The sequence below is a fragment of the Streptomyces sp. NBC_00386 genome, from assembly GCF_036063235.1.
GTDB lineage: Bacteria > Actinomycetota > Actinomycetes > Streptomycetales > Streptomycetaceae > Streptomyces.
The window spans coordinates 5,435,029-5,460,999 of the sequence record NZ_CP107950.1; the positions used below are offsets into that span (position 1 = coordinate 5,435,029).

Here is a 25,971-nt window from a genome sequence, read left to right on the forward strand (position 1 = left end):
TGACCTCCGCACACGGTCCCGGCTGCTGACAGTCCGTCAGGCTACAGCTAATCTGACGGTCAGTCAGCTAGTGGTGCTTCGGCGGGAGGTGCACGATGCGCGGTGACCTGAAGTGGGGCGGCGTCCCGGGTCTTGTACGGTCGGCGGCGGCCCGTTTCGCGGACCGCGAGGCGGTCGTCGAGGGCCGGACACGCGTCTCCTACGCGGAGTTGGGCGCGCGGGTGGAGCGCGCCGCGGCCGCCTGCATGGCGAGCGGTGTCCGCGTGGGCGACCGCGTGGCCATCTGGGCCCCGAACACCCTCGACTGGATCGTCTCCGCCCTCGGCGCCGTGTCCGCCGGGGCGGTCCTGGTCCCCCTCAACACCCGCTTCAAGGGCGCCGAGGCGGCGTACGTGCTGGCCAGGAGCCGGGCGAAGCTGCTCTTCGTGACGGGAACGTTCCTCGGCACGTCCTACGTGGCGTCGCTGCGCCGGGCGGCGGGGGAGCCCGGGGAAGCGGGCCCCGGACCCGCCGCCGGTCCGCTCCCCGGACTCCCGCACCTGGAGCGGGTGGTGGTCCTCGCGGACGACGCTCCCGCCGACTTCCGTACCTGGAAGGACTTCCTGGCGGACGGGGAGGGTGTGGGGAGCGACGAGGTGCGCCGCCGGGGCGCTGCCGTGTCCGGTGCCTCCCCCTCCGACATCATCTTCACCTCGGGCACCACGGGCCGGCCCAAGGGCGCCCTGATCACGCACGCGCAGACCCTGCGCGGCTACGCGATCTGGAGCGACCTCGCCGGTCTGCGCGAGGGCGACCGCTATCTGATCGTGAACCCGTTCTTCCACACCTTCGGCTACAAGGCCGGGATCATCGCCTGTCTGATGCGCGGGGCGACGATGGTGCCGCAGCCGGTGTTCGACGTGGACACGGTGCTCGCGAACGTGGCCGCGGAACGCATATCCGTCCTCCCCGGGCCGCCCACCCTCCACCAGTCCCTCCTCGACCACCCCGCCCGCGACACCTACGACCTCTCCGCGCTGCGGCTGGTGGTGACCGGCGCCGCCGTGGTCCCGCTGCGGCTGGTCGAGCGCCTGCGCACGGAGCTCGGCGTGGACACGGTCCTGACGGCGTACGGCCTCTCCGAGGCGAGCGGCATCGTCACCATGTGCCGCAGGGGGGACCGGCCGGAGGTGATCGCCTCGACCTCGGGCCGGGCGATCCCGGACACCGAGGTGCGGGTGGTGGACGCCTCGGGAGCCCCGGCGGCCCCCGGATCCCCCGGCGAGGTCCTGGTCCGCGGCTTCAACGTGATGAGCGGCTACTTCGAGGACGCGGCGGCCACGGCGGAGGTCCTGGCACCGGACGGCTGGCTGCGCACGGGCGACGTGGGCGTCCTCGACCCCGAGGGCAACCTCCGCATCACCGACCGGATCAAGGACATGTTCATCGTCGGCGGCTTCAACGCCTACCCCGCGGAGATCGAGCAACTGCTCGGCCTGCACCCCGATGTCGCCGACGTGGCGGTCGTCGGCGTACCGGACAGCCGCCTCGGCGAGGTGGGCAGGGCCTACGTCGTCCGCCGCCCGCACTCCACCCTCACGGCCGACGACCTGATCACCTGGTCCCGCCGCGAAATGGCCAACTACAAGGTGCCCCGCACGATCGCCTTCGTCACCGGACTGCCCCGCAACGCGAGCGGGAAGGTGGTGAAGGGGGAGCTGCGGGGGCGGTAGTCGGGTGCCGCGCCCCCGGACGCACGGCGACCGCGGCGGCTCCCCCTCCGCGCCGCCGCGGTCGATCCCCGTGTGGTGTAAGTCCGCCCCCCCAGGTGGGACTTAGACCGGCTCGTCCGTCGCGTGGATGTTGTCCGTCGAGGCGTCGCCGGTGCCGTCGTCCTTGGTGATCAGGCTCTTGCCGGTGAGCGGCTCGCTCGTGGCGTGGATGTTGTCCGTGGAAGCCCCGCCCGTCGGCTCGTCCGTGGCGTGGATGTTGTCGGTGCTGTTGGTGTCGCTCATGGTGGCTGTCCCCCTGACAGTCTTGGTGCGTTGTTTGGAGCGGCCCGTCCGGCAGCTCCCCCGTGGGCCGCCGGACGGGCACTCGGGGCCGATTACCTTAGTGCTACGGCCTCAGGTCGTCCCGTCTGCCCCCCGACGCGACGGATCGACAACACAGAGACTGCCGGGCCGCGATAAACGAACGATGAACGCCCCGGCATGCGAACGCCTATGAACTCCCGGACAGCCCTTAGGCGATGGCCAGCGGATTGAGGAGCGCCCTGACCGTGGCGGCCTCCGGAGCCCCCAACGTCTGGAAGATGTCCAGGGATTCGCGCCAGCAGACCTGGGCCCGGCCGGAGTGGCCGATCGCGTTCAGCGCCTGCCCGAGCACGACGAGGACATTGCCCCGGCGCCACTCGCCGCCGATGCCGCGCAGCACCGTCAGGGCCGTCTCGGCGTTCGTCGCCGCGGCGGCCGGGCGCTGGGCGGCGATATCGGCCTCCGCGAGGCGGAACAAGGACATGCCCTCCCACAGCCGCTGGCGGCTGTTGCGGAACACCGCGAGCGCCTCTCCGAGACGGGCGGTCGCCTCCGCCAGCCGGCCGCTCTGGGTGAGGGCGAGGCCCAGCGCGTAACGGCCGTTGGCGCCCTTCAGCGCGTGGCCCATGTCGTCGTACATGTCGGTGCCCTGCTGGGCCAGCGACACGGCGCTGCCGGTGCGTCCGGTGGCGAGGTGGATGCGCGAGAGGTTGCACAGGGCGCTGGCCTCGCCGGCCCGGTCCTGGCAGGCCCGGAAGCTCTCGATCGCCCGCGTGAGATGCGCCTCGCCGTCCTCGTACTGGTTCTGCAGGAGAGCGATCACCCCGAGGGTGTTGGAGGCCCAGCAGCTCGTCAGGTGGTCCGTCTCGGCGGCCAGTTCGAGGGCCTGCGCGGCTGCCTCGCGGGCCGGGTCGAACCGGCCGGTGTAGTAGTGGACGTAGGCCAGGGTGACCAGGGACCGAGCCTCGGCGTGCGCGTCGGCGGCCTCCTGGGCCGCTTCCCGCAGCGCGGAGGCGACCCCCTCGTACGCCTTGGAGTTCGTGCCGGACTCCGCCAGGTCCACGGAGGCCCACAGGGCGTCGACCGAGCGCCGGAGGAATCCGTCCTTGGTGGACTGCCGGACGCACGCCAGCAGGGAGATCGCCTCCGAGTACAGCCAGTCCTGCGCCCGGTGCCGGTCCTCGAACGTCAGCCCGGCGTACGCCGTCGGTTCCAGATGGTCCACCAGGCGGTCGCCGGGGCGTTCGATCGCGTAGACCCCGGCCGCGGTGCTCAGGTAGAAGTCCAGCAGCCTGGACAGGGCCGCCGCCCGTTCGCTCGGGGGCTGTTCGTCGCGTTCGGCGCACGCACGCGCGTAGAGGCGGACGAGGTCGTGGTAGCGGTAGCGGCCGGGGGCCGCCGACTCCAGCAGGGAGGTGTCGACGAGGGACTCCAGGAGGTCCTCGGTGGCCTCGGCCGGGAGGTCGAGCACCGCCGCGGCGGCGGCCAGGGAGATGTCCGGGCCGTCGGCGAGGCCCAGCAGGCGGAAGGCGCGCGCCTGCGCCGGTTCGAGCTGGCCGTAGCCGAGTTCGAAGGTGGCCTTGACGGCCAGGTCGCCGGCCTGGAGTTCGTCCAGCCGGCGGCGCTCGTCGCCGAGCTTCGCCGCGAGCACCGACACCGTCCAGGTGCGGCGGGCGGCGAGCCGGGACGCGGCGATCCGGATGGCCAGCGGGAGGAAGCCGCAGGCCGCGACCACGTCGAGGGCGGCCTCCCGCTCGGAGGCGACCCGCTCCTCGCCCACGATCTTCGTGAAGAGCTGCAGCGCCTCCTCGGGGGACATCACGTCGAGGTCCACGAGATGGGCGCCCGCCAGGTCCACCATCCGGATGCGCGAGGTCACCAGGGCGGCGCAGCCCTCCATGCCGGGCAGCAGCGGCCGCACCTGGGCGGCGTCGCGGGCGTTGTCCAGCAGGACCAGGACGCGGCGCCCGTCGAGGACGGAGCGGTAGAGGGCCGAGCGTTCCTCCAGCGAGTCGGGGATCGCGGAGTCCGCTGTTCCGAGGGCCCGCAGGAAGGCGCCGAGGACCGTCTCCGGTTCGGCCGCCCGCGACCCGGCGCCCTGAAGGTCGACGTAGAGCTGTCCGTCGGGGAAGGCGGCGCGCGCCTGGTGGGCCACGTGCACCGCGAGGGTGGTCTTGCCGACGCCCCCGATGCCCGCGAGCGCCGAGACGGCCATGACGCGGCCCTCCTCGGTGGACGCCGCGGCGAGGACGTCGCTCAGTTCCTGTACGAAGGACGCGCGGCCGGTGAAGTCGGTGACGGTCGCCGGGAGCTGGGCCGGGCGGACGAGGGCGACGACGGGCTCCGCCTTCGGGGCGGAGGGCTCGGCGAGACCCGGGTCCGCCTGGAGTATGCGCTGCTGGAGTTCCTTCAGCCCCTGCCGCGGGTCCACCCCCAGTTCGTCGGCGAGCAGCCGCCGGGTGTCCGCGTACACGGCGAGGGCCTCGGCCTGGCGGCCGGAGCGGTACAGCGCCAGCATCAGCAGTTCCCGCAGGCGTTCGCGCAGCGGGTGCGCCGCGGTGAGCGCGGTGAGTTCGGAGACCGCCTCCGCGTGGAAGCCCTGTTCCAGGTCCATGTCGAGCCGGGATTCGAGGAGTTGCAGGCGCCACTCCTCCAGGCGGGCCCGCTGGGTCTCCGCGTAGGGGCCGGGGATGCTCGCGAGCGGTTCGCCGTCCCACAGGGCGAGGGCGTCCCGGAGCAGGTCGCGGGCGCGGGACAGATCGCCCGCCGCGCGCGCCTTCTCGGCGTCGGCGGCGAGTTCCTGGGCGTTCACGTGGTCGAGGGCGCCCTCGCGCAGGGAGCGGATGGCGTAGCCACCGGACTCGCTCACCAGCACCGCGGCGCCGAGCGTCTTGCGCAGCCGGGAGGCGTACGTCCGCAGGGCGGCCAGCGCCTGGGACGGGGGCTCGTCGCCCCACAGGGCGTCGATGAGCTCGGAGGCCGTGGCGGTGCGGCCGTCGCGGAGAAGCAGCGCGGCCAGCAGGGCGCGTTGCTGCGGGGACCCGGCCGGCAGCGGATCGTCGCCGAGCCAGGCGCGCACCGGGCCGAGCACGCTGAAGCGCAACGCCGCGGGCTCCTCGGAGCCCGGATGCCACTGCTTCGGTACGCGCGGCACACCGTCCATCGCTGTCCCCCTGCCGAACTGTCGGTACAACGAGGCCAGTTTGCCTTGTTCATGGCGGATGCGTCAGCCGTGCGAGACAGCGATCACAAGGCGTGACCCGGTAGGTCACACGGTCCTCACACAGGCTCCTCACACTTCCTCGCGCATTCATCCGCGCGCCGCCGTCGGCCGGGTGCTCCGCCGGAGGCAGGGCGGGCCGTCCACAGGTGGCCGACGGGTAGCTGACGGGTCGTCAGATCAGCGCTACCGTGGCCGGTATGGAGACCACGGAAACCGCGCAGAGCCCCTCGGCGGACGCAGCGACCGCCTTCCCGAGGATCATCTCGGTGGACGACCACACGGTCGAACCGCCCGACGTCTGGCGGGACCGGCTGCCCGCGAAGTACCAGGACACAGGCCCCCGCATCGTCCGCGCGCCCCTGAAGGAAATGACCTTCCTGGGCGGGAAGTTCGCCCCCGTGATGGGCGCTCCGGGCGACGAGGGCCCCGTCGGCGACTGGTGGGTCTACGAAGACCTGCACAGGCCCCTCACCCGCCTCGACACGGCCGTGGGCTACGACCGTGACGAGATCCGGCTCGAGATCATCACGTACGAGCAGATGCGCCCCGGCTCGTACGACGTGCCACAGCGGCTGGCCGACATGGACGTCAACCACGTCCAGTCCGCCCTCTGCTTCCCCACCTTCCCCCGGTTCTGCGGGCAGACGTTCACCGAGGCCGCCGACCGTGATCTGGGCCTTCTCGCGGTGCGGGCCTACAACGACTGGATGGTGGAGGAGTGGTGCGGGCCCAGCGCCCGGGGGCGTCTGATACCGCTGACGCTCGTACCGCTGTGGGACGCCCGGCTCGCGGCGGACGAGGTGCGGCGCAACGCCGCCCGCGGTGTGCGCGCGGTGGCCTTCTCCGAGATCCCGCCGCACCTCGGGCTCCCGTCCGTGCACACCGACGACTGGGACCCCTTCCTCGCCGCGTGCGACGAGACCGGCACCGTCATCGCCATGCACATCGGCTCCAGCAGCCGGATGCCGTCGACCTCGGCCGACGCTCCGCCCGCGGTCGGCTCCACGATCACCTTCGCCAACTGCTGCTTCTCGATGGTCGACTGGCTGATGAGCGGCAAGTTCGAGCGCTTCCCGAACCTGAAGGTGATGTACGCGGAGGGCCAGATCGGCTGGATCCCGTACATCCTGGAGCGCGCCGACGTGGTGTGGGAGGAGAACCGCGCCTGGGGCGGGGTGGCCGACAAGGTCCACCGGCCGCCGTCCGAGCTGTTCACCGACCACGTGTACGGCTGCTTCTTCGACGACGCGTTCGGGCTGCGGAACCTCGACGCGATCGGCGTCGGCAACGTCCTGTACGAGACCGACTACCCCCACTCCGACTCCACCTGGCCGAAGTCGAAGGAGGTCGGCGAGGCCCAGATGGGGCACCTGGCCCCGGACGTCGTCGAGCGGATCGTGCGGGGGAACGCGATCGAGCTGCTGGGGCTGACGGCGGAGGGCCTCTGGGCGGGCTGAGGGGCCGCGCGAGGCGTGCGCCCCGGCCCCGCCCGGGGCCGTGCGCCCGGATACCCGCCGACCCCTTGTCTGACGATGCGTCAGCGATGAGTATGGCGGCGCAGCCCAACAAATGACGGACCGTCAGATGAGAGGTGCGGGCCGATGCAGACACTGCCCGAAGGGCGGCTGGCGTACGGCATCCAGCTCCCCGTCCAGTCCCAGAGCACCATCTACGCGGAACCCTGGGAGGCCGCCGCCGGTCCCGACGACCTCGTCGAGATCGCCCGCGCCGCCGACCGCGCCGGATTCGCCTACGTCGCGAGCTGCGACCACGTCGCGATTCCGCGCAGGCTCGCGGACGCCATGAGCACGATCTGGTACGACCCGGTCGCCACGCTCGCCTTCCTCGCGGCCGTGACCGAGCGCGTCCGGCTGCTCAGTCATGTCGCGGTCGTCGGGCTCCGGCATCCGCTCGTCACCGCCAAGCAGTACGCGACCCTGGACCACCTCTCCGGCGGCAGGCTGATCCTCGGGGTCGGCGCCGGGCACGTACGGGAGGAGTTCGAGGCGGTCGGGGCCGACTTCGAGCGCCGGGGGGCCGTCCTCGACGAGACGATCGACGCGCTGCGCGCCGCGCTCGGGCCGGACGAGTTCCCCGTCCATCACGGCAAGACCTACGACTTCGAGGGCCTCGGGCAGCGGCCCCGGCCCGCCCAGCAGCGCGTGCCCGTGTGGGTGGGCGGCTCCTCGCCCGCCGCCGTGCGCCGGGCCGCGCTGCGCGGCGACGGCTGGCTTCCGCAGGGCGATCCGCGCGACCGGCTGCCGGCCCAGATCGCCCGGCTCGCGAGCCTGCGCGCCGAGGCGGGCGTCGGGGAACCTCTCACGATCGGCGCGATCACCGAGCCGCTGTACGTGGGCGAGCCCGGCTGGGAGGTCGGGCGGCGGGCGCTGAGCGGTCCGCCCGAGGCCCTGGCCGCGTCGCTGCGGGAGTACGGCGCGATGGGCGTGCACCAGATCCAGGTGCGGTTCCGCAGCCGGAGCCGCGACGAACTCACGGACCAGATGGCGGCGTTCGGCGCGGACGTCGCGCCCCACCTCAACTAGGGAGTCAGGGCATGGGCAAGCTGGACGGGCGGGTCGTCCTCATCACCGGCGCCGCGCGGGGGCAGGGCGAACAGGAGGCGCGGCTCTTCGCGGCGGAGGGCGCGCGCGTGATCGTCGCCGACGTGCTCGACGACCAGGGGCGGGAGCTCGCCGAGGAGATCGGCGCGCACTACGTCCATCTGGACGTGAGCCAGGAGGCCGACTGGACGGCGGCGGTCGCCTCGGCGAAGGCCGCGTACGGGCGGATCGACGGGCTGGTCAACAACGCCGGCATCCTGCGCTTCAACGCGCTCGTCGACACCCCGCTGGCCGAGTTCCTGCAGATCGTGCAGGTCAACCAGGTCGGTGTGTTCCTCGGGATCAAGACCCTCGCGCCCGAGATCGCCGAGGCCGGCGGCGGCACGATCGTGAACACGGCGTCCTTCACCGGGCTCACGGGGATGGCGTACGTGGGCGCGTACGCGGCGACCAAGCACGCCATCGTCGGACTCACCCGGGTGGCGGCGCTGGAGCTCGCGGAGAAGGGGATCCGGGTGAACGCGGTCTGCCCGGGCGCCGTCGACACGGCCATGAGCAACCCGGCGCAGCTCTCCTCCGGCGCGGACGGCGAGGAGGCCTCGCAGGCGCTCGACGCGTTCTACGGCAAGCTCGTCCCGCTCGGCCGGATCGGCCGCCCCGAGGACGTGGCCAGGCTGGCCCTGTTCCTGACCGGCGAGGACTCCTCGTACATCACCGGGCAGCCCTTCGTGATCGACGGCGGCTGGCTCGCCGGCGTCAGCGTTCTCTGACGACGCATCAGCTATTGACGGTCCACGCACGCGGTGGAACAGTCGGCTCAAAGAATCTGACGGTATGTCAGATAACTGGATGGGGACGGTGAACCTCCTTGGAATTCGGGCTCTTTGTACAGGGATACGTGGGCAAGCGGGCCTTGACCGACCCGCTCGCGGAGCACAAGGCGCTGATGGAGGAGACCGAGTACGTCATCCAGGCGGACAAGTCCGGCTTCAAGTACGCCTGGGCGTCCGAGCACCACTTCCTGGAGGAGTACTCGCACCTCTCGGCCAACGACGTCTACCTCGGCTATCTGGCGCACGCCACCGACCGCATCCACCTCGGCTCCGGCATCTTCAACCCGCTCGCCCAGGTCAACCACCCGGTCAAGGTCGCCGAGAAGGTTGCCATGCTCGACCATCTCACCGGCAACCGCTTCGAGTTCGGGTCCGGCCGCGGTGCCGGCTCGCACGAGATCCTCGGCTTCCTCCCCGGCATCACCGACATGAACTTCACCAAGGAGATCTGGGAGGAGACCATCGCGGAGTTCCCGAAGATGTGGCTCCAGGACGAGTACGTCGGCTTCCAGGGCAAGCACTGGTCGCTCCCGCCGCGCAAGATCCTGCCCAAGCCGTACGGGAAGTCGCACCCCGCGATGTGGTACGCCGCCGGGTCGCCGCCCTCGTACTCCATGGCCGCCCGCAAGGGCCTGGGCGTGCTCGGCTTCAGCGTGCAGAAGGTCTCCGACATGGAGTGGGTCCTGGAGCAGTACAAGACCGCCGTCGTGAACGCCGAGCCCATCGGCGACTTCGTCAACGACAACGTCATGGTGACCACCACCGCCATCTGCGCGCCCACCCACGACGAGGCGATCCGGATCGCGGTCGGCGGCGGGCTGCACTACCTGCCCTCCCTCGTCTTCCGCTACCACGACACCTTCCCGCGCCCCGAGGGCTTCCCCGTCTGGCCCGAGACGCTCCCCGAGTACAACGCGGAGTTCGTCGAACTCCTCATCGAGGAGGAGCTGTTGATCTGCGGCGACCCGGACGAGGTGCTCACCCAGTGCGAGCGCTGGGAGCAGGCCGGCGCCGACCAGCTCAGCTTCGGACTGCCCGTCGGCGTCCCCAAGGAGGAGACGCTCCAGACGATCCGGCTGATCGGCGAGCACGTGATCCCGAAGATCGACACGGACCCGGTGCACCGCACGACCCGCTTCCGCCAAGCCGCCGTCTAGGTCCAGGAGGTACTTCCGCGATGCTCGACCACGTGATCAAGGGCGCGACCGTCGTGGACGGGACGGGAGCGCCCGCCCGCACCGCGGACGTGGGCCTGCGGGACGGCCGTGTCGCCGTGATCGGCACGGTCACCGAGCCGTCCCGGACGAGCGAGGACGCGCACGGACTCGTCCTCGCCCCCGGCTTCGTGGACCCGCACACGCACTACGACGCCCAGCTCTTCTGGGACCCGTACGCGACCCCGTCCCTCAACCACGGCGTCACCACGGTCGCGGGCGGCAACTGCGGCTTCACCCTCGCCCCGCTGAACCCGGAGCGCCCCGAGGACGCCGACTACACGCGCCGCATGATGTCCAAGGTCGAGGGCATGTCCCTGGTCGCCCTGGAGGAGGGCGCGCCCTGGAACTGGAACACCTTCGGGGACTACCTCGACGCCCTGGAAGGCCGGATCGCGGTCAACGCGGGCTTCATGGTGGGCCATTGCGCGCTGCGGCGGTACGTGATGGGCCCCGACGCCGTGGGCGGACAGCCGACACGGGAACAGCTCGACGCCATGCTGCGGCTGTTCCACGAGGCCATGGAAGCGGGCGCCTGGGGTATGTCCACCACCCAGTCCTCCACCCATTCCGACGGCGACGGGAAGCCGGTCGCCTCCCGGCACGCCGGCCCCGCCGAACTGCTGGCCCTCGCGCAGGCCGTGGGGGAGCACGAGGGCACCCAGATCGAGGCGATCGTGGCCGGCTGCCTGGACCAGTTCAGCGACGCCGAGATCGATCTGTTCGTGGAGATGAGCGCGGCCGCGGGCCGCCCGCTCAACTGGAACGTGCTGACGATCGACGCCGCCGTCCCCGAGCGCGTCCCGCGCCAGCTGGAGGCGAGCGAACGCGCCCGCAAGTCCGGCGGCCGTGTCGTCGCGCTCACCATGCCGATCCTCACCCCGATGAACATGTCGCTCGGCACCTTCTGCGCCCTGAACCTGATCCCCGGCTGGGGACCGGTCCTCGCGCTGCCCGTGCCCGAGCGCATCGAGAGACTCCGCGACCCCGAGGTCCGCGCCGAGATGCTGAGGCGCGCGGAGAGCAGGGAGGCGGGCGTCTTCCGGCGCCTGGCCGACTTCGGCCGGTACGTCATCGGCGACACCTACAGCGCCGCGAACGAGGGCCTGACCGGGCGCGTGGTGCGGGACATCGCCGCCGAACGCGGCCAGGAGCCCTTCGCGTGCCTGGTGGAGATCTGCGCGGCCGACGAGCTGCGCACGGTCCTGTGGCCCATGCCCACCGACAACGACCCGGACTCCTGGGCGCTGCGCGCCGAGACCTGGCAGCACCAGGACGTCCTGCTCGGCGGCTCCGACGCGGGCGCCCATCTGGACCGCATGTGCGGGGCCCCGTACACCACCCGGTTCCTCGGCGACTGCCTGCGCGGACGCCGGCTCGCCTCCCTGGAGCAGGCGGTGAAGATGCTGACGGACGACCCGGCGCGGCTGTTCGGGCTGCGCGACCGCGGACGCGTCGAGGTGGGATTCCATGCGGACCTGGTGCTCTTCGACCCGGAGCGGATCGACGCCGGCAAGGCCACCCTGGTGCACGACCTGCCGGGTGACAGTCCGCGGCTGGACTCCCGGGCGATCGGGGTGCGGGCCGTGTGGGTCAACGGGGTCGAGGCGATCCGCGAGGACGTGGTGACGGGCGCCGTGCCGGGCAAGGTGCTGCGGTCGGGCCGCGACACCCGGACGGTGAGCACCCGGTGACGGCCTCCGGGAGCACCGGGCAGCGGCTGTTCATCGGCGGATCGTGGGTGGCGCCGGACAACGGGTTCTACGAGGTGACCGACCCGGCGACGGAGAAGGCCGTCGGGCTCGCCCCCGAGGCGTCGCGGGCGCAGGTGCACGCGGCCGCGGCGGCGGCCCGCGAGGCCTTCGGGCCGTGGTCGCGCACGCCCGCCGAGGAACGGGCCGCCGTCCTCGCGCGGGCGGCGGACCTCATCCAGCGCGACTTCGTGCCGTACGCCGACCTCGCGCAGGCGGAGAGCGGCGCCACCACCGGGACGGCGCGCGGCATGCAGGTCGGGGTCGGGGTGGCCCGCTTCCGGCGCTACGCGCGGCCCGAACCGGTCGAGAGGGCGCTGCCGCCGCAGATCAACGAGGCGGGTCCCTTCGGCGGAGCCGCCGTGATGGGCGCGCTGGCCGTGCGCCAGCCCGTCGGCGTGGTCACCTGCATCACCTCGTACAACAATCCCTGGGCCAACCCGGCGGGCAAGATCGCCCCCGCCCTGGCGATGGGCAACACCGTGGTGGTCAAGCCGGCCCCGCAGGACCCGCTGTCCGTGTACCGGATGGCCGAGGCGCTGCAGGCCGCGGGTGTGCCGCCGGGCGTGGTGAACGTGGTCAGCGGTTCGACGGCGGAGTCCGGCGAGGCGGCGGTCGACTCCCCGGACGTCGACATGGTCAGTTTCACCGGCTCGACTGCGGTCGGACAGCGGATCGCCGAGGTGTGCGGGCGCGGCATGAAACGCCAGCTCATGGAACTGGGCGGCAAGGGCGCGGCGATCGTCTTCGAGGACGCGGACCTGAAGTCGGCGGTGTCGGGCATCGGTACGACCTTCTCCTTCTACAGCGGACAGATCTGCACGGCGCCGACGCGGGTACTGGTCCAGCGGGGTGCGCACGACCGGCTGGTGCGGCAACTGGCCGCCTACGCCGGGCACCTGAAGGTGGGCGATCCGCGGGAGCGGGGCACGGTGGTCGGCCCGGTCATCTCGGCGGCCCACCGCGACCGCGTCGAGTCCTACGTCGAACTCGGCCGCAAGGAAGGCGCACGCGTGGTGACCGGCGGTGAACGGCCGTCCCTGCCCAGCGGGTTCTACGTCGCACCCGCTCTTCTCGCCGACTGCACACCGGACATGAGGGTGGTCCGGGAGGAGATCTTCGGCCCGGTCGTCGTCGTGCTGCCCTTCGACGACGAGGAGGAGGCGATCGCCCTCGCCAACGACTCCGACTACGGCCTGATCGACTACGTCTGGTCCGGGGACGTGGCCCGCGGCTTCCGCGTCGCCCGCCGGCTGCGCGCGGGCGGAGTCGGCGTCAACACCGTCGGCCGCAACATGGAGGCCCCCTTCGGCGGCTTCAAGAAGAGCGGAGTCGGCCGCGACGTGGGCTCGTACGCCCTGCACGCGTACAGCGAGACCCAGGCGATCGTGTGGCCGGGGTGAAGCGGCGGGCCTCCGGTAGCGACGCTACGGCGTAAGTGTTAGCGTTGCTCTCATCGGGATGGTGGACACCGCTACCCCGGCCGAGACAAGGAGCAACGCCATGAGTGAGCAGCCGAGCACCTCCCCGCGCGTCGCGATCGTCACCGGTGGGTCCCGCGGCATCGGCCGCGAGAGCGCCGAGCGGCTGGCCCGTGAGGGATACGCCGTCGTCGTGAACTACGCGGGCAACGCCGCCGAGGCCGACAAGGCGGTCGCGGCGATCGGTGAGGCGGGCGGGCAGGCCGTCGCCTTCCGGGCCGACGTCGCCGAGGAGGCGGAGGTCGCCGCCCTCTTCGATGCCGCCGAGAAGACCTTCGGCGGCGTCGACGTCGTCGTCCACGCGGCCGGCGTCATGACCCTGGCCCCGCTCGTCGACCTCGACCTCGACGCCCTGGACCGGATGCACCGCACCAACATCCGCGGCACGTTCGTCGTGGACCAGCAGGCCGCGCGCCGGCTGCGCACGGGCGGCGCGATCATCAACTTCTCCAGCTCCGTGCTGGCCCTCGCGATCCCCGGCTACACCGCGTACGCCGCCACCAAGGGCGCCGTCGAGGCCATGACCCTGATCCTCGCCCGAGAGATGCGCGGCCGGGACATCACCGTCAACGCCGTGGCCCCCGGCCCGACCGCCACCGCCCTCTTCCTGGAAGGCAAGGACGAGGAGACCATCGCGCGGATGGCCGCCCAGCCGCCCCTGGAACGTCTCGGCACCCCCGAGGACATCGCCTCCGTCGTCGCCTTCCTCGCGGGCCCCGGAGGCCGCTGGGTCAACGGCCAGGTGCTGCGCGCCAACGGCGGCATCGCCTGACACCCGACGGTCCTCCGGCCCCGACGACGTCAGGAACCCCCGAGATGAGCAGCGACGCCAGTACCCCCGGCGAGGCCGGCCCCGCCACCGACGCGCCCGTGAGCACCAGAGCGCGCATCCTCGCCGTGACCGCAGAACTGGTCGCGCGGTCCCCGGACGGTGACGTCTCGACCCGGGCCGTGTGCGAGGCGGCCGGGGTCGGCGCCCCCGCGCTCTACCGCCACTTCGGCGACAAGGAAGGCCTGCTGTCGGCCGTCGTCGACCACGGCTGGGAGCGCTACCTGGCGGCCAAGCGGGAACGGCACCCCGGCACGGACCCGGTCCAGGACCTGCGCGAGGGCTGGGACGGCCACACCGAGTTCGCCCTGCGGAACCCGAACCTCTACCGCCTGATGAACTCCCCGGCGATGCGGACCCCGCCGGCCGCGGCCCTGGAGGCCCACCGCATCCTCACCGCCGACCTGCGCCGCGCCGCCGGACAGGGCAAGCTGCGCCTGGCCCCCGAACTCGCCGCGCAGATGATCATGTCCGCCAACGTCGGCGTCTGTCTGATGCTGGTCTCCCGCCCGGCGACGTTCACGGACGAGACCCTGTCGCGCCGGGTACGGGACGCGGTGCACGCGGTGGTCTTCACCCCGGACGTGACCGCCCCCGGCGCTCCGGCGGATTCCGCCGCCCCCGGCGTCCCCGCCGCCGCGACCCGCCTCGGCGCGCTGTTCCGGCAGGACCCGAGCCCCGCCTTCACCTCCGCCGAGACGGCCCTGTTCACCGAGTGGCTGGACCGCCTGTCCAACTCGGGTTGAAGTCCCGGCCCGGGTCCGTCACTTCGTCACTTCGACATGATGAAGTCCAGGGCGTAGCCGGAAGCGGTCGTCCAGTAGGTGACGAGCTGACCGTCGTCCGCGTAGAGCGTGCTGACGGGCATGGGGACGTCGATCGGCTTGCCCGCGCTGCTGCCGGGTGTGCTGCCCTGGAGGGTGAGGGTGATGTTCTTCGCCTCGTACTCGTCCCTGGCGCCGCCGGCGACGAGCAGAGCGGCGTAGGCCTCCTGGCCCGGGGCGAGGGTGACGGGCACGCCCGGGTCCGGGTCGCTGTCCTTGATCACGGGCGTGTTCCGGGTGCCGTCACCAAGCCGCACGAGGGGGTAGCGGTAGAGGTTGCACTTCTTGGTGCTCGCGTTCTGGACGGTGAGGACGAGGTGCCTGGCATCCCGCTCCTTCACAGCGGACACCCCGAGCTCCGTCTGGGAGCAGGCGGCGATCGCTTCCTTGCCGCCACCGCCGGTGCTGCCACCACTGCCCGAGGTGCCGCCACTGCTGCCGGTGGCACCACTGCTCGTGCCGCCAGTGCCGCCGGCGCTGCTCGTGCCCCCGCCGCTGCCCGTGCTGCTGCCCTTACTGCCACCGCTGCCCGCGCTGCTCCCGGCGCTGCTGGCACCGCTCCCCGCGCTGCCGGCACCGTTTTCGGTCCCGTCGCCGCCCGTGCTGCCCGAAGCACCGCCCGGCTTCGCCGAAGCCGTCGCACTCGGCTGGGCCGAGGACTTGGAGCTGTCCGAACCTTCGGCCGCGCCCGGATCGCACGCCGTGGTCGCGAGCAGCGCCGCGGCCGCCGCGGCCCCGAGGGCGTAGGACTTCCAGTTCCTCGGGCTCTTGTGGTTCCTGCGGGCAGGCGTGTTCATGGTGTCCCCGTTTCCTTTTCCGATCCGTATGGAGGTCGCACGCGCCGACGGCCGGGCACCCACGCTGGGAATCCGCCCTGGGCATCCGCCCGTCCTGAGTGCATGAGGACATGGGTGTCCCTGTGGACGGGCGGGCCGGGGTGTCGGCGCTGCCGAGCGGACGACCTGCTCAGCCGGTGCGACATCCACAGCATGGGATTCCTCGCGGAGCTGGGGCAACAGCTGCCCCCCAACCCGGGACGGTGGAACCATCCCACCCCGGATGACCTGCGGAAACGCGGAAGCCTGGGATGCCTTTCCGGGATGCGAGGACCTCCGGCCGCCTCACCCCCGCAGGTCCACCCGCACCGTCAGCAGCCCCGTACCGATGAGCCGTACCGCCGTGCTGTTGCCCCGGGGCAGGGTGTGCAGCCGGGCCACCGGGTCGTCGTCCGGGAGGAGGTGCGCCGTGCCTTCGTGCCAGCGGCCGCGGAGCCGCACCCGCACCCTCGGGTCCGCCTGGATGTTGCGTATGTACTGCGACCGTTCCCCGAACTCCGAGACCAGCCAGAAGGCGTCACCGACGCGGCGGCCGCCGAGCGGGGTGCGCCGGGGCAGGCCGGAGACACGGCCGGTGGTCTCCAGGAGCGTCTGGAACGGCATCCGGCGCGCGAGCGGGTTGACGAGGTGCCGCTGGAAGGCGGTCGTGGTGCGGAACCTGAGGTCGTTGAGACGGGCCATGGTCCGTGGGGCTCCTGTCCGGGCTGGTGTGTGGCACAAGGGAGTTGTTTCAATGGTCCCCGATGTCGCGCGACAGGAGCAGGTGGCTGCGGATGCGGGTTGTGACCTGGAACCTCTGGTGGCGGTTCGGGCCCTGGGAAGAACGGCAGAAAGCCATCCTGGCCGTGCTGCGCGAACTGCGGCCCGACGTGGTCGGGTTGCAGGAGGTCTGGGAGTGCGGCGGCCAGAACCTCGCCGGGTGGCTCGCGGACGAGCTCGGAATGCACTGGACCTGGGCGGCTTCCGACGCCTCGGACCGCTGGCAGCGGCGGATCGGGGACACCACGGTCGACGTCGGCAACGCCGTGCTGAGCCGCTGGCCGGTGGTGGCGCAGGAGGTGCTGCGGCTGCCCGCCCCCGAAGAGCTGTACGACGGACGGCTCGCCCTTCACGCCCGCCTGGCCACGCCCACCCACGAGGTGCCCTTCTTCACCACCCACCTCACCTCGGCCATCCACGCCTCGGGCGTACGCCGCGAACAGATCACCGCCCTCGCGGAGTTCGTCGCCGCGCACCGGAGCGGAACCGACTTCCCCCCGGTCGTCACGGGCGACTTCAACGCCTGGCCGGACTCCGACGAGATCCGGTTGTTCGGGGGATACAAGACGTCCCCCGCGGTTCCCGGACAGGTCTTCCTCGACGCCTGGGAGTACGCCGACCCGACGGCACCCTGGGCCACCTGGGACCCGGCGAACGCCCATGTCGGCCCGCACAGCCCCGCAGCGCGCATCGACTACGTCCACGTCGGCCCGCCCGGCCCCGGCGGCCTCGGGCACGTCCGGTCGGTACGGCGGGCCGGGGACGGGCCGGTCGACGGGGTGTGGCCCTCGGACCACGCGGCCGTCGTGGCCGACCTGTCCCTCCCTCAGGGCGGTCAGGACACGTCCTGAGGAGCTGTGTCACATCCTGGTGCACTCCCGCTCCGGTGACCGGGGGCCGACCGCCCCCACGTCACCTCGTCCGCGGTCGGACGACGGCGTGACCTGAGCGGCGGCCGTGCGGCGGCTCCGGGCTGAACCGCTCCCTCGACGGCGTGCCGGATGTTTCCTGCGGGGTCATGATGAGACTGCCCGGCCGCCGCGTGAGCGCCGGGCGGAAAGGGGCAGGCGATGGATCTGTTCCCGCCGGTGCCGCTGGCGGAGTGGCGGGACACCAAGGAGACGCTGCACCGCTTCGCGCAGATCGTCGGCAAGATCCGCCTGGCCGCGAGCGCCCGGCGCAACCACTGGTGGAACGTCCCGTTCCATGTCACTGGGCGCGGCATCACCACCCGTCCGATGGGTCAGGTCGACGGGAATCCGATCTTCACGATCGACTTCGACTTCGTCGGCCACCGGCTCGTCGTCATGATGCTGGACGGCGAAGAGCGGTCCTTTCCGCTTCCGGGCCAGTCCGTCGCGTCCTTCTACGACCAGACCCTGGCCGCTCTGGCCGCGCTGGGCGTCCGAGCAGACATCGCTATCCCCAGGCCCTTCGATCTGCCCGACGCCGACCGGCCGTTCGCCGAGGACACCGAGCACGCGGTCTACGACCCGGTGGCCGCAAACCGCTACTGGCGGGTGCTGAGCCAGGTTGCGTCCGTGCTGGAGGAGTTCGCGGCGGGCTTCTCGGGGAAAGCCAGCTCGGTGCACCACTTCTGGCACACCTTCGACATCGCCCACAGCCGGTTCTCCGGGCGCCTGGCCGACCAGCCCGGGCAGGTCGACCCGGTCACTCGGGAGGCGTACTCCTCGGAAGTGATCAGCTTCGGCTTCTGGTTCGGCGACGACACCTTCGCCGAGCCCGCGTTCTACTCGTACACCGCGCCCGAGCCCGTCAGCCTGACCGAAGCGCCGCTCAGTCCGGCGTCCGCGCAGTGGGTGGCGAGCGGCGACAGCCACCTGGCCGTGCTGCGCTACGACGCGGCCCGCGCCGAGGCCGATCCACGTGCCGCCGTGCTCGCCTTCTACGAAAGTGCCTACCAGGCCGGGGCCGGACGCGCCGGATGGGACATCGCGGCGCTCGCGTGCCCCGGCGGAATCACGGACCCGGTCCGTCGCACGTGACGAATGCGGTGTCGGCTCTGTTCATGCGTCTCTCTTGAGCGCTCGGAGAAGGGCGCCGAAGGCGGCCGGGGTGGCCGAGAGTATGGAGTGGGCGGGGTCGCCGCTCTCGGTCAGATGGACCGTTTCTGCGACGCCGGAGACGGCGACGTGGAGGCAGGCCTCGCCTTCCTGGCAATAGGACGACTTCTGCCACTCGTGGGTGTCCATGCAGGGTCCCTTCAGAGTTGTCGAGCGATGGCGTGGATGAAATCCCGTGACTTCGTCGGAGTCAGGGCTACGGCCTCCACGGTGTCGAGCAGCCGCCGGTACTTGTCCAAGTGTGCTTCGGCGTCGAGGAGTACCGGCCCGTGGAACTGGTCCAGTTGCACGGTGTCGAGCTGATGCACGGGCCCGTACGCGTAGTTGATCGACTGGCCTGAGCCGGGGAAGGCGCCCACGTCGAAGGGGAGCACCCGGATGGCGATGTGGTCCCGCTCGCTCATGTCGAGCAGATGCTCAAGCTGGGCGCGAGCCACTTCAGGACCGCCGATTTTCATTCGCAGGGCCGCTTCGTGGATCACCGTCCGGTACGGGACGGGGTCCACTCGGTAGAGGACGTCCTGTCGCTTGATCCGGTACGAGACCCGGTGCTCGACTTCGGGAGGGGTGGGCGCGGGGATGACGTGACGGAAGATCTCCCGGGCGTGGTCGTTGACCTGGAGCAACCCGGGCACGTGAGCGGTGAACGCGGTGCGCAGGGCGATGGCGTGATGCTCCAGCTCGGCCAGATCGAGCAGACCGGCCGGCAGGATCCCGCGGTACTGCTCCCACCAGCCGCGCGTCTTGTCGCCCGCCAGGTTGATCAGCGCGTCCACGAAGGCCTGGTCGGAGCAGTCGTAGGTGCAGGCCATGGCGCGGATGCGGTCGGCGCTGACCCCGAACCGGGCTGTTTCGACATTGCTGAGCTGCCCGGAGCCGGTACCGAGCCGGCGTGCAGCCTCGGTCGACGTCATGCCCGCCCGCTCACGGAGTTTGCGCAGCTCGGTGGCGACGCGGATGCGACGGGCCGTCGGTGCTGGCCTGTCCGCCATGCAACTCCTCCTGAAACAAAGCTCTGTTCGGGATATCACCCACGCGAGCGGTTCCGCACGGAATCTCATGGGTTTCAGCAAAGCTGCTTTGCGAGTGCCCCTACTGTGTAAGCAGACGCCCGCCCAGAAGAACCCCGTTCGACGGAGCGGCCAGGTCACTGGGCACCGGAGACGAAGAGTCAACCCCCTCTCGTGATCGGAGACTTCCGATGGCCACCGTATCGCCGCCCTGGGCCTACACCCTCCAACTCCCGCACGATCCCCGCGCCCCCGGTATCGCCCGAGCCACCCTCCGCACCGTCCTCGCCGCGCACGACCTCACGGAACTCGCTCCCACCGCCGAACTCCTGGCGTCCGAACTGCTCACCAACGCCCACCTGCACACCCGGGGTCCGTACGCCCTCCGCGTCCTCTCGAACGAGCCGGACCGGCTGACGGTCGCCGTCTGGGACACCGACCCGAGAGTCCCGCCCGGCTACGGGCAGCCCCGCGCCTCCGTGCCCCCGGCGGATGCCGAACACGGCCGCGGCCTGCACCTCGTACGGGCCTGCGCCGACGCGTGGGGTGTGTCCGTGCTGCGTGAGATGGGCGCGTCGAGAGGCGGGAAACTGCTGTGGGCGGAGTGCGGGGGCGGGGCGGGGACCTGATAAAGCGAAGGGAAGGCCGCGGGCCGGTGTCCGGCCGGTTAATGGCAGGGAAATCAAGGTCGCCTGCGAGAACTGAGTGGAATTCCGCTACAACCCCCGCCCGGGGTGCGGTGTCCAAACGTGCGAACCAGAAACAACAACAGCCCCGCACACAGGTGCGGGCTCACGACTTGATCACCGATCACCGATCACCGATCACCGACCGCCGTGACGACGGTGGCGGCGGTGACGGCGAATTCACCGGCGCTTTTCTTCGTCGGGCCTGATCATCACTGATTCCGCGAAGGGTTATTTCCGCATGCGCACGTTAAGGACAATTTCCGCCACGGCCGCTCTCGCTCTCGCCCTCGGCGGAAGCCTGTTCTCGGTGTCCGCCGCCCAGGCGGCCACGGCGAGTTCGGCCTCTATCCGTGCCTCCGGCGGCGCACTCTGGTACTCAGCCGGCGCCGGACAGGCCAACAACCTGACGGTCACCGCGAAGTACGTCGACCTCGACCCTTCGGCGTACGGTGACGATGTCGTCATCACCTTCCGCGACAAGTTCGACATCACGATCCCCACGAGCGTGTGCAGATACCCGTCGGCGACCAACCACAAGGTCGCCGAGTGCACGGTGGACGCCGACGACTCGGACCGATACGGCGCCGACCTCGGCGACGGCAACGACACCGCGACGGTCACCGACGTGTTGGCCACGATCTCCGGCGGCAAGGGCAACGACGTCATCAAGGGCGACTCCGGCGCCGTGCTCTTCGGGGACGACGGCAACGACCGCATCGACGGCGGTGGGGGCCTGTACGGCGAGGGCTCGTTCGGCGGGGCGGGCAACGACACGATGACCAACTGCGAGGACGGGTGCTCAGGAGGGCCCGGCAACGACAGTCTCACCGGCACCGCGACGGGGCAGGACTCGAACGGCCTGTTCGGGGGGGACGGCGACGACGTCATCCACGGCGCCGCCGGTGCCGATGTCGTCGACGGCGGCAACGGCAACGACAAGCTGTACGGCGGCAGCGGCAACGACAAGATCTCCGGCGGTAGGGGCAACGACAAGCTGTACGGCGACAGCGGCAACGACAAGATCTACGGCAACAGCGGCAACGACCTGCTGCACGGCGGCACGGGTACGGACACGCTCTCCGGCGGCCCGGGAACCGACAAGGTCTACCAGAGCTAGAGCCGGCACCAGAGCCAGAGCCAGAGCCCGAACCAGCCCCAGATCAGCGCGAACTCAGGGCCCTCAGGGGCGGGCGTGAGGGAGCACGGTCTCCCTCACGCTCCCCTTGGGCCAGGGCCTGTCTGACAATTCCCGTCTGCCCGGCGACGCCATGCACGCTCCCCCAAGCTCTTCGAGCAGGGGGGACCCCCACTCGCCGCACCGGCCCCAGACCCGAGTACGTCCAGTACGCAGGTCTGGGGCCGGCACTCCCCCAGCCTTCGGCCGGGGGGACCCCCAGAGCACGCTCCCCCGAGCTCTCGGCTTCGCTCGAGCAGGGGGGACCCCCATGACGCCGCCGGGCCGCCCTTCGGGCGACGACGCGAATTGTCAGACAGGCCCTAGGACCCCAGGAAGACCGGATTCGTGAACGCCGCCAGTGCCCCCGGTACCGGCCCCGCCGCCGTCTCGTGGCGCAGCTCCGCGCGGACGTACGCCGCGTAGGACGCCGTCGTACGCCACTCCACCGTGCCGGAGCCCGCGACCGGCAACGGGTCGCTGGTGAACAGCACGCCCTGGTCGGTGACGAAACGGACCGTGCAGCGCGGGGCGCCGGTGACCTCCAGGCGGACGGTGACCGGGGTGTCCGGAGCGACCCTCAACCGCTCCCCGATGCCCGCGTGTTCGCCCTTCGCGCCGGACACCGTGAAGGAGAGGGAGACCAGCTTGGACTCGGCGACGTAGGAGCGGCCCGCGCGGATGCCCTCCAGGATGGCCTCACGGGTCAGGTCGTCGGCGAGGACGACCGTCTGCGGGCTGCCGACCGGGTCGGGGGAGCGGTGCGCGTCGCTGTTGCCCATCGCCGGGAGCCAGTCGTGTCCCCCGCGCACGGAGGCGACCAGCATGCTGTCCCAGTCGGCGAGGGCGACCTCGTCGTCGGGGGTGTACGGGCCGTTCCACACCTCGACCGCGTCCGCCTCGCCGAAGCCGAACTTCCAGCCGCAGCCGACACAGGTGGCGTGCGGGTGCGCGGGCACCACGAGCCCGCCGGCGCCGCGGATACGGCGCGCGAACCGGCCGAAACGGTTGTCGCGGGCCCGGTAGCGCCAGTCGACGAAGGTCCCGGGCTCCGTGCCGAGCGCCAGCACGTGTCCGTTGCGCGTGGTGACCTCCTCGCCCAGCATGATCAGCAGATCGTCGCCCGCCTGGTCCGCCCAGTGCGGATGCGCGGCATGCGTGTTGTGGTCCGAGGAGTTGATGAAGTCCAGGCCCGCCGCCCGCGCCAGCGCCGCGATCTCGGCGGGGGTGCGGCGGCCGTCCGAGTACCAGGAGTGCAGATGGCAGTCGCCCCGGTACCAGGCACGGCCGCGGCCCTTGGCGCGCGAGGGCGGGTACACCGGTTCCGGAGCCGGAGCGGGCTTCCCGTACGTGAGGGTGATCGTGACCTCGTACGCCAGTCCCTGCGGCGCCACCGTGTACGGGCCGAGCGCGATGTGCCAGGTGCCGGGGCGGACCGGCCCGGGGATGTAGCCGGGGGTCGCGTCGTCCGAGCGGATGAAGAACTCCGTGCGCGCGCCGCCCGACCAGCCCCGGAAACCCCTGCCGCCCAGCTCCGTGCCGTGTTCGTCGAAGATGCCGATGTCCAGGGCGTTGCCCGCCGTGCCGGCCGGGACGGACGGCCTCTCGTAGGTGTAGGAGACCTTGATCTCCGCGACCCCGGCCGGTACTTCGACCGGGAGATACACGAAGTCGGGGGAGCCGGTGGGGAGGGTGCCGCGCACCGTCCGCGTCTCCTGGTCGTCCGCCGCTTCCGCGTGCGCGCCGCTGGGGAAGGTCACGCTTCCCAACGTAAGCGCGGCCGCCGCTCCCGTCACGAACAGCGCGCGTCTGCCGATGCCGTGGTCGTCCTCGCACATACTGCTGCTCCCCTGGGGCCGGGTGTGACAGTGACATGAGTGATGCGAAGTGCCACGGACCACTGTGCGAGCGGGCGGTGAACGCGGGTGCACACCGGGGGAATCGACGGCTTGCGGGGAGACCGACAGATGACGCGCGCCTCGAATCGGGCACGCCCGCCGATACCTGATCACCTCGACCGTATGCTCGAAGGATGACGACCTCCGCTACGGGCACGACCCCCGGATCCGGGCCGACGGCGAACTCCATGCGGCGAGCGCTCAGGCGCGCCCGGGACGGCGTCGCGCTCGACGTGACCGAGGCCGCGGTGCTGCTCCAGGCGCGCGGCACGGACCTGGACGACCTGGCAGCCTCCGCCGCGCGGGTCCGGGACGCGGGCCTGGAGGCGGCCGGCCGGCCCGGTGTCATCACGTACTCCAAGAGCGTCTTCATCCCGCTGACCCGGCTGTGCCGGGACAAGTGCCACTACTGCACCTTCGTCACCGTCCCCGGCAAGCTGCGCCGGGCCGGCCACGGGATGTTCATGTCCCCGGACGAGGTCCTCGACATCGCCCGCCGGGGAGCCGAACTCGGCTGCAAGGAAGCCCTGATCACCCTCGGCGACAAGCCCGAGGACCGCTGGCCCGAGGCCCGCGAATGGCTGGACGCGCACGGCTACGACGACACGATCGCCTACGTACGGGCCATCTCGATCCGCATCCTGGAGGAGACGGGCCTGCTGCCGCACCTCAACCCGGGTGTGATGTCGTGGACCGACTTCCAGCGGCTCAAGCCCGTCGCCCCGTCGATGGGCATGATGCTGGAGACCACCGCGACCCGGCTGTGGTCCGAGCCCGGCGGCCCGCACCACGGCTCCCCGGACAAGGAGCCCGCCGTCCGGCTGCGGGTCCTGGAGGACGCCGGCCGCTCCTCCGTCCCCTTCACCAGCGGACTGCTGATCGGCATCGGCGAGACCTACGAGGAGCGCGCCGACTCCCTGTTCGCGCTGCGCCGCGTCTCCCGGTCCCACCACGGCATCCAGGAACTGATCATCCAGAACTTCCGCGCCAAGCCGGACACCGCGATGCGCGGCATGCCGGACGCGGAGCTGGACGAGCTGATCGCCACCGTCGCCGTCGCCCGGCACATCATGGGCCCGGCCGCCTGCCTCCAGGCCCCGCCCAACCTGGTCGACAGCGAGTACGGGCGGCTCATCGGCGCCGGGATCGACGACTGGGGCGGGGTCTCGCCGCTGACCATCGACCACGTCAACCCGGAGCGTCCCTGGCCGCAGATCGAGCTGCTGCGCGAGCGGTCGGCCGAGGCGGGCTTCGAACTCCGCGAACGACTTTGTGTCTACCCGGAGTTCGTGCAGCGCGGCGAGCCCTGGCTGGACCCCCGCCTGCTGCCCCACGTACGGGCCCTGGCGGACCCGGAGACGGGCCTCGCGCTCCCGGACGCGGTCGTGGAGGGCCATCCGTGGCAGGAGCCCGAGGAGGCCTTCACGTCCTCGGGGCGCACCGATCTGCACCACACCATCGACACCGAGGGCCGCACCGGCGACCGCCGCGACGACTTCGACACCGTGTACGGCGACTGGGAGGCGCTGCGGGAGGCCGCGGCCCCCGGGATGGTGCCGTCCCGCATCGACACCGACGTACGCGCCGCGCTCGCGACCGCGGCCGACGACCCGACGAAGCTGACCGACGACGAGGCCCTCGCGCTGCTGCACGCCGACGGACCGGCGCTGGACGCCCTGTGCCGGATCGCCGACGACGTGCGCAGGGCGGCGGTCGGCGACGACGTGACGTACATCGTCACCCGCAACATCAACTTCACCAACGTCTGTTACACCGGCTGCCGTTTCTGCGCCTTCGCCCAGCGCCGCACGGACGCCGACGCCTACACGCTCTCCCTGGACCAGGTCGCGGACCGCGCCGCCCAGGCCTGGGACCTGGGCGCCGTCGAGGTGTGCATGCAGGGCGGCATCCACCCGGACCTGCCCGGCACCGCCTACTTCGACATCGCGAAGGCGGTCAAGGAACGCGTCCCCGGCATGCACGTCCACGCCTTCTCCCCGATGGAGGTGGTGAACGGCGCGACCCGCACCGGCCTGTCCATCCGTGAATGGCTGACGGCGGCCAAGGAGGCGGGCCTGGACACCATTCCCGGCACGGCCGCGGAGATCCTGGACGACGAGGTCCGCTGGGTCCTGACGAAGGGCAAACTGCCCGCGGCGACCTGGATCGAGGTGGTCACCACGGCCCACGAACTCGGCATCCGCTCGTCCTCCACCATGATGTACGGCCATGTCGACCAGCCCCGCCACTGGCTCGGACACTTCCGCACGCTCTCCCGCATCCAGCAGCAGACCGGCGGCTTCACGGAGTTCGTGACCCTCCCCTTCATCCACACCAACGCCCCCGTCTACCTGGCCGGCATCGCCCGGCCCGGCCCGACGACCCGCGACAACCGTGCGGTCATGGCGATGGCCCGCCTCCTGCTGCACCCGCACATCCCCAACATCCAGACCAGCTGGGTCAAACTGGGCACCGAGGGTGCGGCCGAGATGCTCCGCTCCGGCGCCAACGACCTGGGCGGCACTCTGATGGAGGAGACCATCTCCCGTATGGCGGGCTCCAGTTACGGCTCCTACAAGTCGGTCAAGGAACTGGTCGCGGTGGCCGAAGCCGCGGGCCGCCCCGCCAGGCCCCGCACCACCCTCTACGGCGAGGTGCCCCAGGAGCGGCAGCGCGCGGCAAAGGCCTCGGACGGTCACCTGCCGGAGCTGCTGCCGGTGCTCGACTGAGACCCGGGGAAATCCCTTTCCCCCCTGTCGGCGACCCCTGCTAGGTTCATGCGGCTCGCTT

21 protein-coding genes are annotated in these 25,971 nt (G+C 71.5%); 14 read left to right on the top strand and 7 right to left on the bottom strand.

Going from position 1 to position 25,971, the window contains the following annotated elements:
- Positions 1-95: 95 nt before the first annotated feature.
- Positions 96-1,712 (top strand): FadD3 family acyl-CoA ligase, encoded by a 1,617-nt coding sequence (locus tag OG780_RS23985; RefSeq protein ID WP_328451367.1) that lies wholly within the window; start codon positions 96-98, stop codon positions 1,710-1,712.
- Positions 1,713-1,814: 102 nt separating this feature from the next.
- Here OG780_RS23985 and OG780_RS23990 read toward each other — a convergent pair whose 3' ends face one another.
- Positions 1,815-1,994: a hypothetical protein gene (locus OG780_RS23990; RefSeq protein ID WP_328451369.1), complete on the bottom strand. Its 180-nt coding sequence runs from the start codon at positions 1,992-1,994 to the stop codon at positions 1,815-1,817.
- A gap of 229 nt (positions 1,995-2,223) precedes the next feature.
- Positions 2,224-5,178: an AfsR/SARP family transcriptional regulator gene (locus OG780_RS23995; RefSeq protein WP_328451371.1), complete on the bottom strand. Its 2,955-nt coding sequence runs from the start codon at positions 5,176-5,178 to the stop codon at positions 2,224-2,226.
- A gap of 257 nt (positions 5,179-5,435) precedes the next feature.
- On the opposite strand from OG780_RS23995, the gene OG780_RS24000 reads away from it, so the two are divergent.
- The 8 genes from OG780_RS24000 to OG780_RS24035 all read left to right on the top strand — a co-directional run bounded on the left by OG780_RS24000 (position 5,436) and on the right by OG780_RS24035 (position 14,653).
- The gene (locus tag OG780_RS24000; RefSeq protein WP_328451373.1) at positions 5,436-6,695 is read left to right on the top strand and encodes an amidohydrolase family protein; all 1,260 of its coding nucleotides are present in this window, start codon (positions 5,436-5,438) and stop codon (positions 6,693-6,695) included.
- A gap of 144 nt (positions 6,696-6,839) precedes the next feature.
- The gene (locus tag OG780_RS24005) at positions 6,840-7,781 is read left to right on the top strand and encodes an LLM class F420-dependent oxidoreductase (RefSeq protein ID WP_328451375.1); all 942 of its coding nucleotides are present in this window, start codon (positions 6,840-6,842) and stop codon (positions 7,779-7,781) included.
- A gap of 11 nt (positions 7,782-7,792) precedes the next feature.
- Positions 7,793-8,569 (top strand): SDR family NAD(P)-dependent oxidoreductase, encoded by a 777-nt coding sequence (locus OG780_RS24010; protein WP_328451377.1) that lies wholly within the window; start codon positions 7,793-7,795, stop codon positions 8,567-8,569.
- A gap of 98 nt (positions 8,570-8,667) precedes the next feature.
- Complete coding sequence (locus OG780_RS24015; protein ID WP_328451379.1) at positions 8,668-9,789, top strand: LLM class flavin-dependent oxidoreductase; 1,122 nt, start codon at positions 8,668-8,670, stop codon at positions 9,787-9,789.
- Positions 9,790-9,809: 20 nt separating this feature from the next.
- Positions 9,810-11,540 (top strand): N-acyl-D-amino-acid deacylase family protein, encoded by a 1,731-nt coding sequence (locus tag OG780_RS24020; RefSeq protein WP_328451381.1) that lies wholly within the window; start codon positions 9,810-9,812, stop codon positions 11,538-11,540.
- Positions 11,537-13,000, top strand: a complete 1,464-nt coding sequence (locus tag OG780_RS24025; RefSeq protein ID WP_328451383.1) for an aldehyde dehydrogenase family protein — start codon at positions 11,537-11,539, stop codon at positions 12,998-13,000. The genes OG780_RS24020 and OG780_RS24025 overlap by 4 nt, the downstream gene beginning before the upstream one ends.
- Positions 13,001-13,100: 100 nt before the next feature.
- Entirely contained in the window at positions 13,101-13,850 is a 750-nt protein-coding gene (locus tag OG780_RS24030) for an SDR family oxidoreductase (protein WP_328451385.1), read from the top strand.
- Between the two features lie 44 nt (positions 13,851-13,894).
- Complete coding sequence (locus OG780_RS24035) at positions 13,895-14,653, top strand: TetR/AcrR family transcriptional regulator (RefSeq protein WP_328451387.1); 759 nt, start codon at positions 13,895-13,897, stop codon at positions 14,651-14,653.
- Positions 14,654-14,679: 26 nt separating this feature from the next.
- Here OG780_RS24035 and OG780_RS24040 read toward each other — a convergent pair whose 3' ends face one another.
- The gene (locus OG780_RS24040; protein ID WP_328451389.1) at positions 14,680-15,528 is read right to left on the bottom strand and encodes a DUF4232 domain-containing protein; all 849 of its coding nucleotides are present in this window, start codon (positions 15,526-15,528) and stop codon (positions 14,680-14,682) included.
- Positions 15,529-15,852: 324 nt separating this feature from the next.
- Positions 15,853-16,248: a nitroreductase/quinone reductase family protein gene (locus tag OG780_RS24045; protein ID WP_328451391.1), complete on the bottom strand. Its 396-nt coding sequence runs from the start codon at positions 16,246-16,248 to the stop codon at positions 15,853-15,855.
- Between the two features lie 92 nt (positions 16,249-16,340).
- Between OG780_RS24045 and OG780_RS24050 the strand changes: the two genes are divergently transcribed.
- Positions 16,341-17,177 carry an endonuclease/exonuclease/phosphatase family protein gene (locus OG780_RS24050; protein ID WP_328451393.1) on the top strand — a complete coding sequence of 279 codons (837 nt, stop codon included), beginning with the start codon at positions 16,341-16,343 and terminating at the stop codon, positions 17,175-17,177.
- 219 nt (positions 17,178-17,396) lie between these two features.
- Positions 17,397-18,332, top strand: a complete 936-nt coding sequence (locus tag OG780_RS24055) for a DUF5996 family protein (protein ID WP_328451395.1) — start codon at positions 17,397-17,399, stop codon at positions 18,330-18,332.
- Between the two features lie 21 nt (positions 18,333-18,353).
- Here the strand turns inward: OG780_RS24055 and OG780_RS24060 are convergent, their stop codons facing one another.
- Both OG780_RS24060 and OG780_RS24065 read right to left on the bottom strand, forming a co-directional pair.
- A complete protein-coding gene (locus OG780_RS24060) occupies positions 18,354-18,539 on the bottom strand; it encodes a DUF397 domain-containing protein (RefSeq protein ID WP_328451397.1) in 186 nt (61 codons plus the stop codon).
- An 11-nt stretch (positions 18,540-18,550) separates the two neighbouring features.
- A complete protein-coding gene (locus tag OG780_RS24065) occupies positions 18,551-19,402 on the bottom strand; it encodes a helix-turn-helix domain-containing protein (protein WP_328451399.1) in 852 nt (283 codons plus the stop codon).
- A gap of 209 nt (positions 19,403-19,611) precedes the next feature.
- Here OG780_RS24065 and OG780_RS24070 point away from each other — a divergent pair, with 209 nt between their 5' ends.
- A complete protein-coding gene (locus OG780_RS24070; protein WP_328451401.1) occupies positions 19,612-20,049 on the top strand; it encodes an ATP-binding protein in 438 nt (145 codons plus the stop codon).
- Between the two features lie 298 nt (positions 20,050-20,347).
- Entirely contained in the window at positions 20,348-21,226 is an 879-nt protein-coding gene (locus tag OG780_RS24075) for a calcium-binding protein (RefSeq protein WP_328451403.1), read from the top strand.
- A 380-nt stretch (positions 21,227-21,606) separates the two neighbouring features.
- Here the strand turns inward: OG780_RS24075 and OG780_RS24080 are convergent, their stop codons facing one another.
- Positions 21,607-23,121, bottom strand: coding sequence for a CehA/McbA family metallohydrolase (locus tag OG780_RS24080; protein ID WP_328451405.1), 1,515 nt, complete (start codon positions 23,119-23,121; stop codon positions 21,607-21,609).
- 194 nt (positions 23,122-23,315) lie between these two features.
- Here OG780_RS24080 and OG780_RS24085 point away from each other — a divergent pair, with 194 nt between their 5' ends.
- Complete coding sequence (locus OG780_RS24085) at positions 23,316-25,910, top strand: bifunctional FO biosynthesis protein CofGH (RefSeq protein ID WP_328451407.1); 2,595 nt, start codon at positions 23,316-23,318, stop codon at positions 25,908-25,910.
- Positions 25,911-25,971 lie beyond the last annotated feature (61 nt).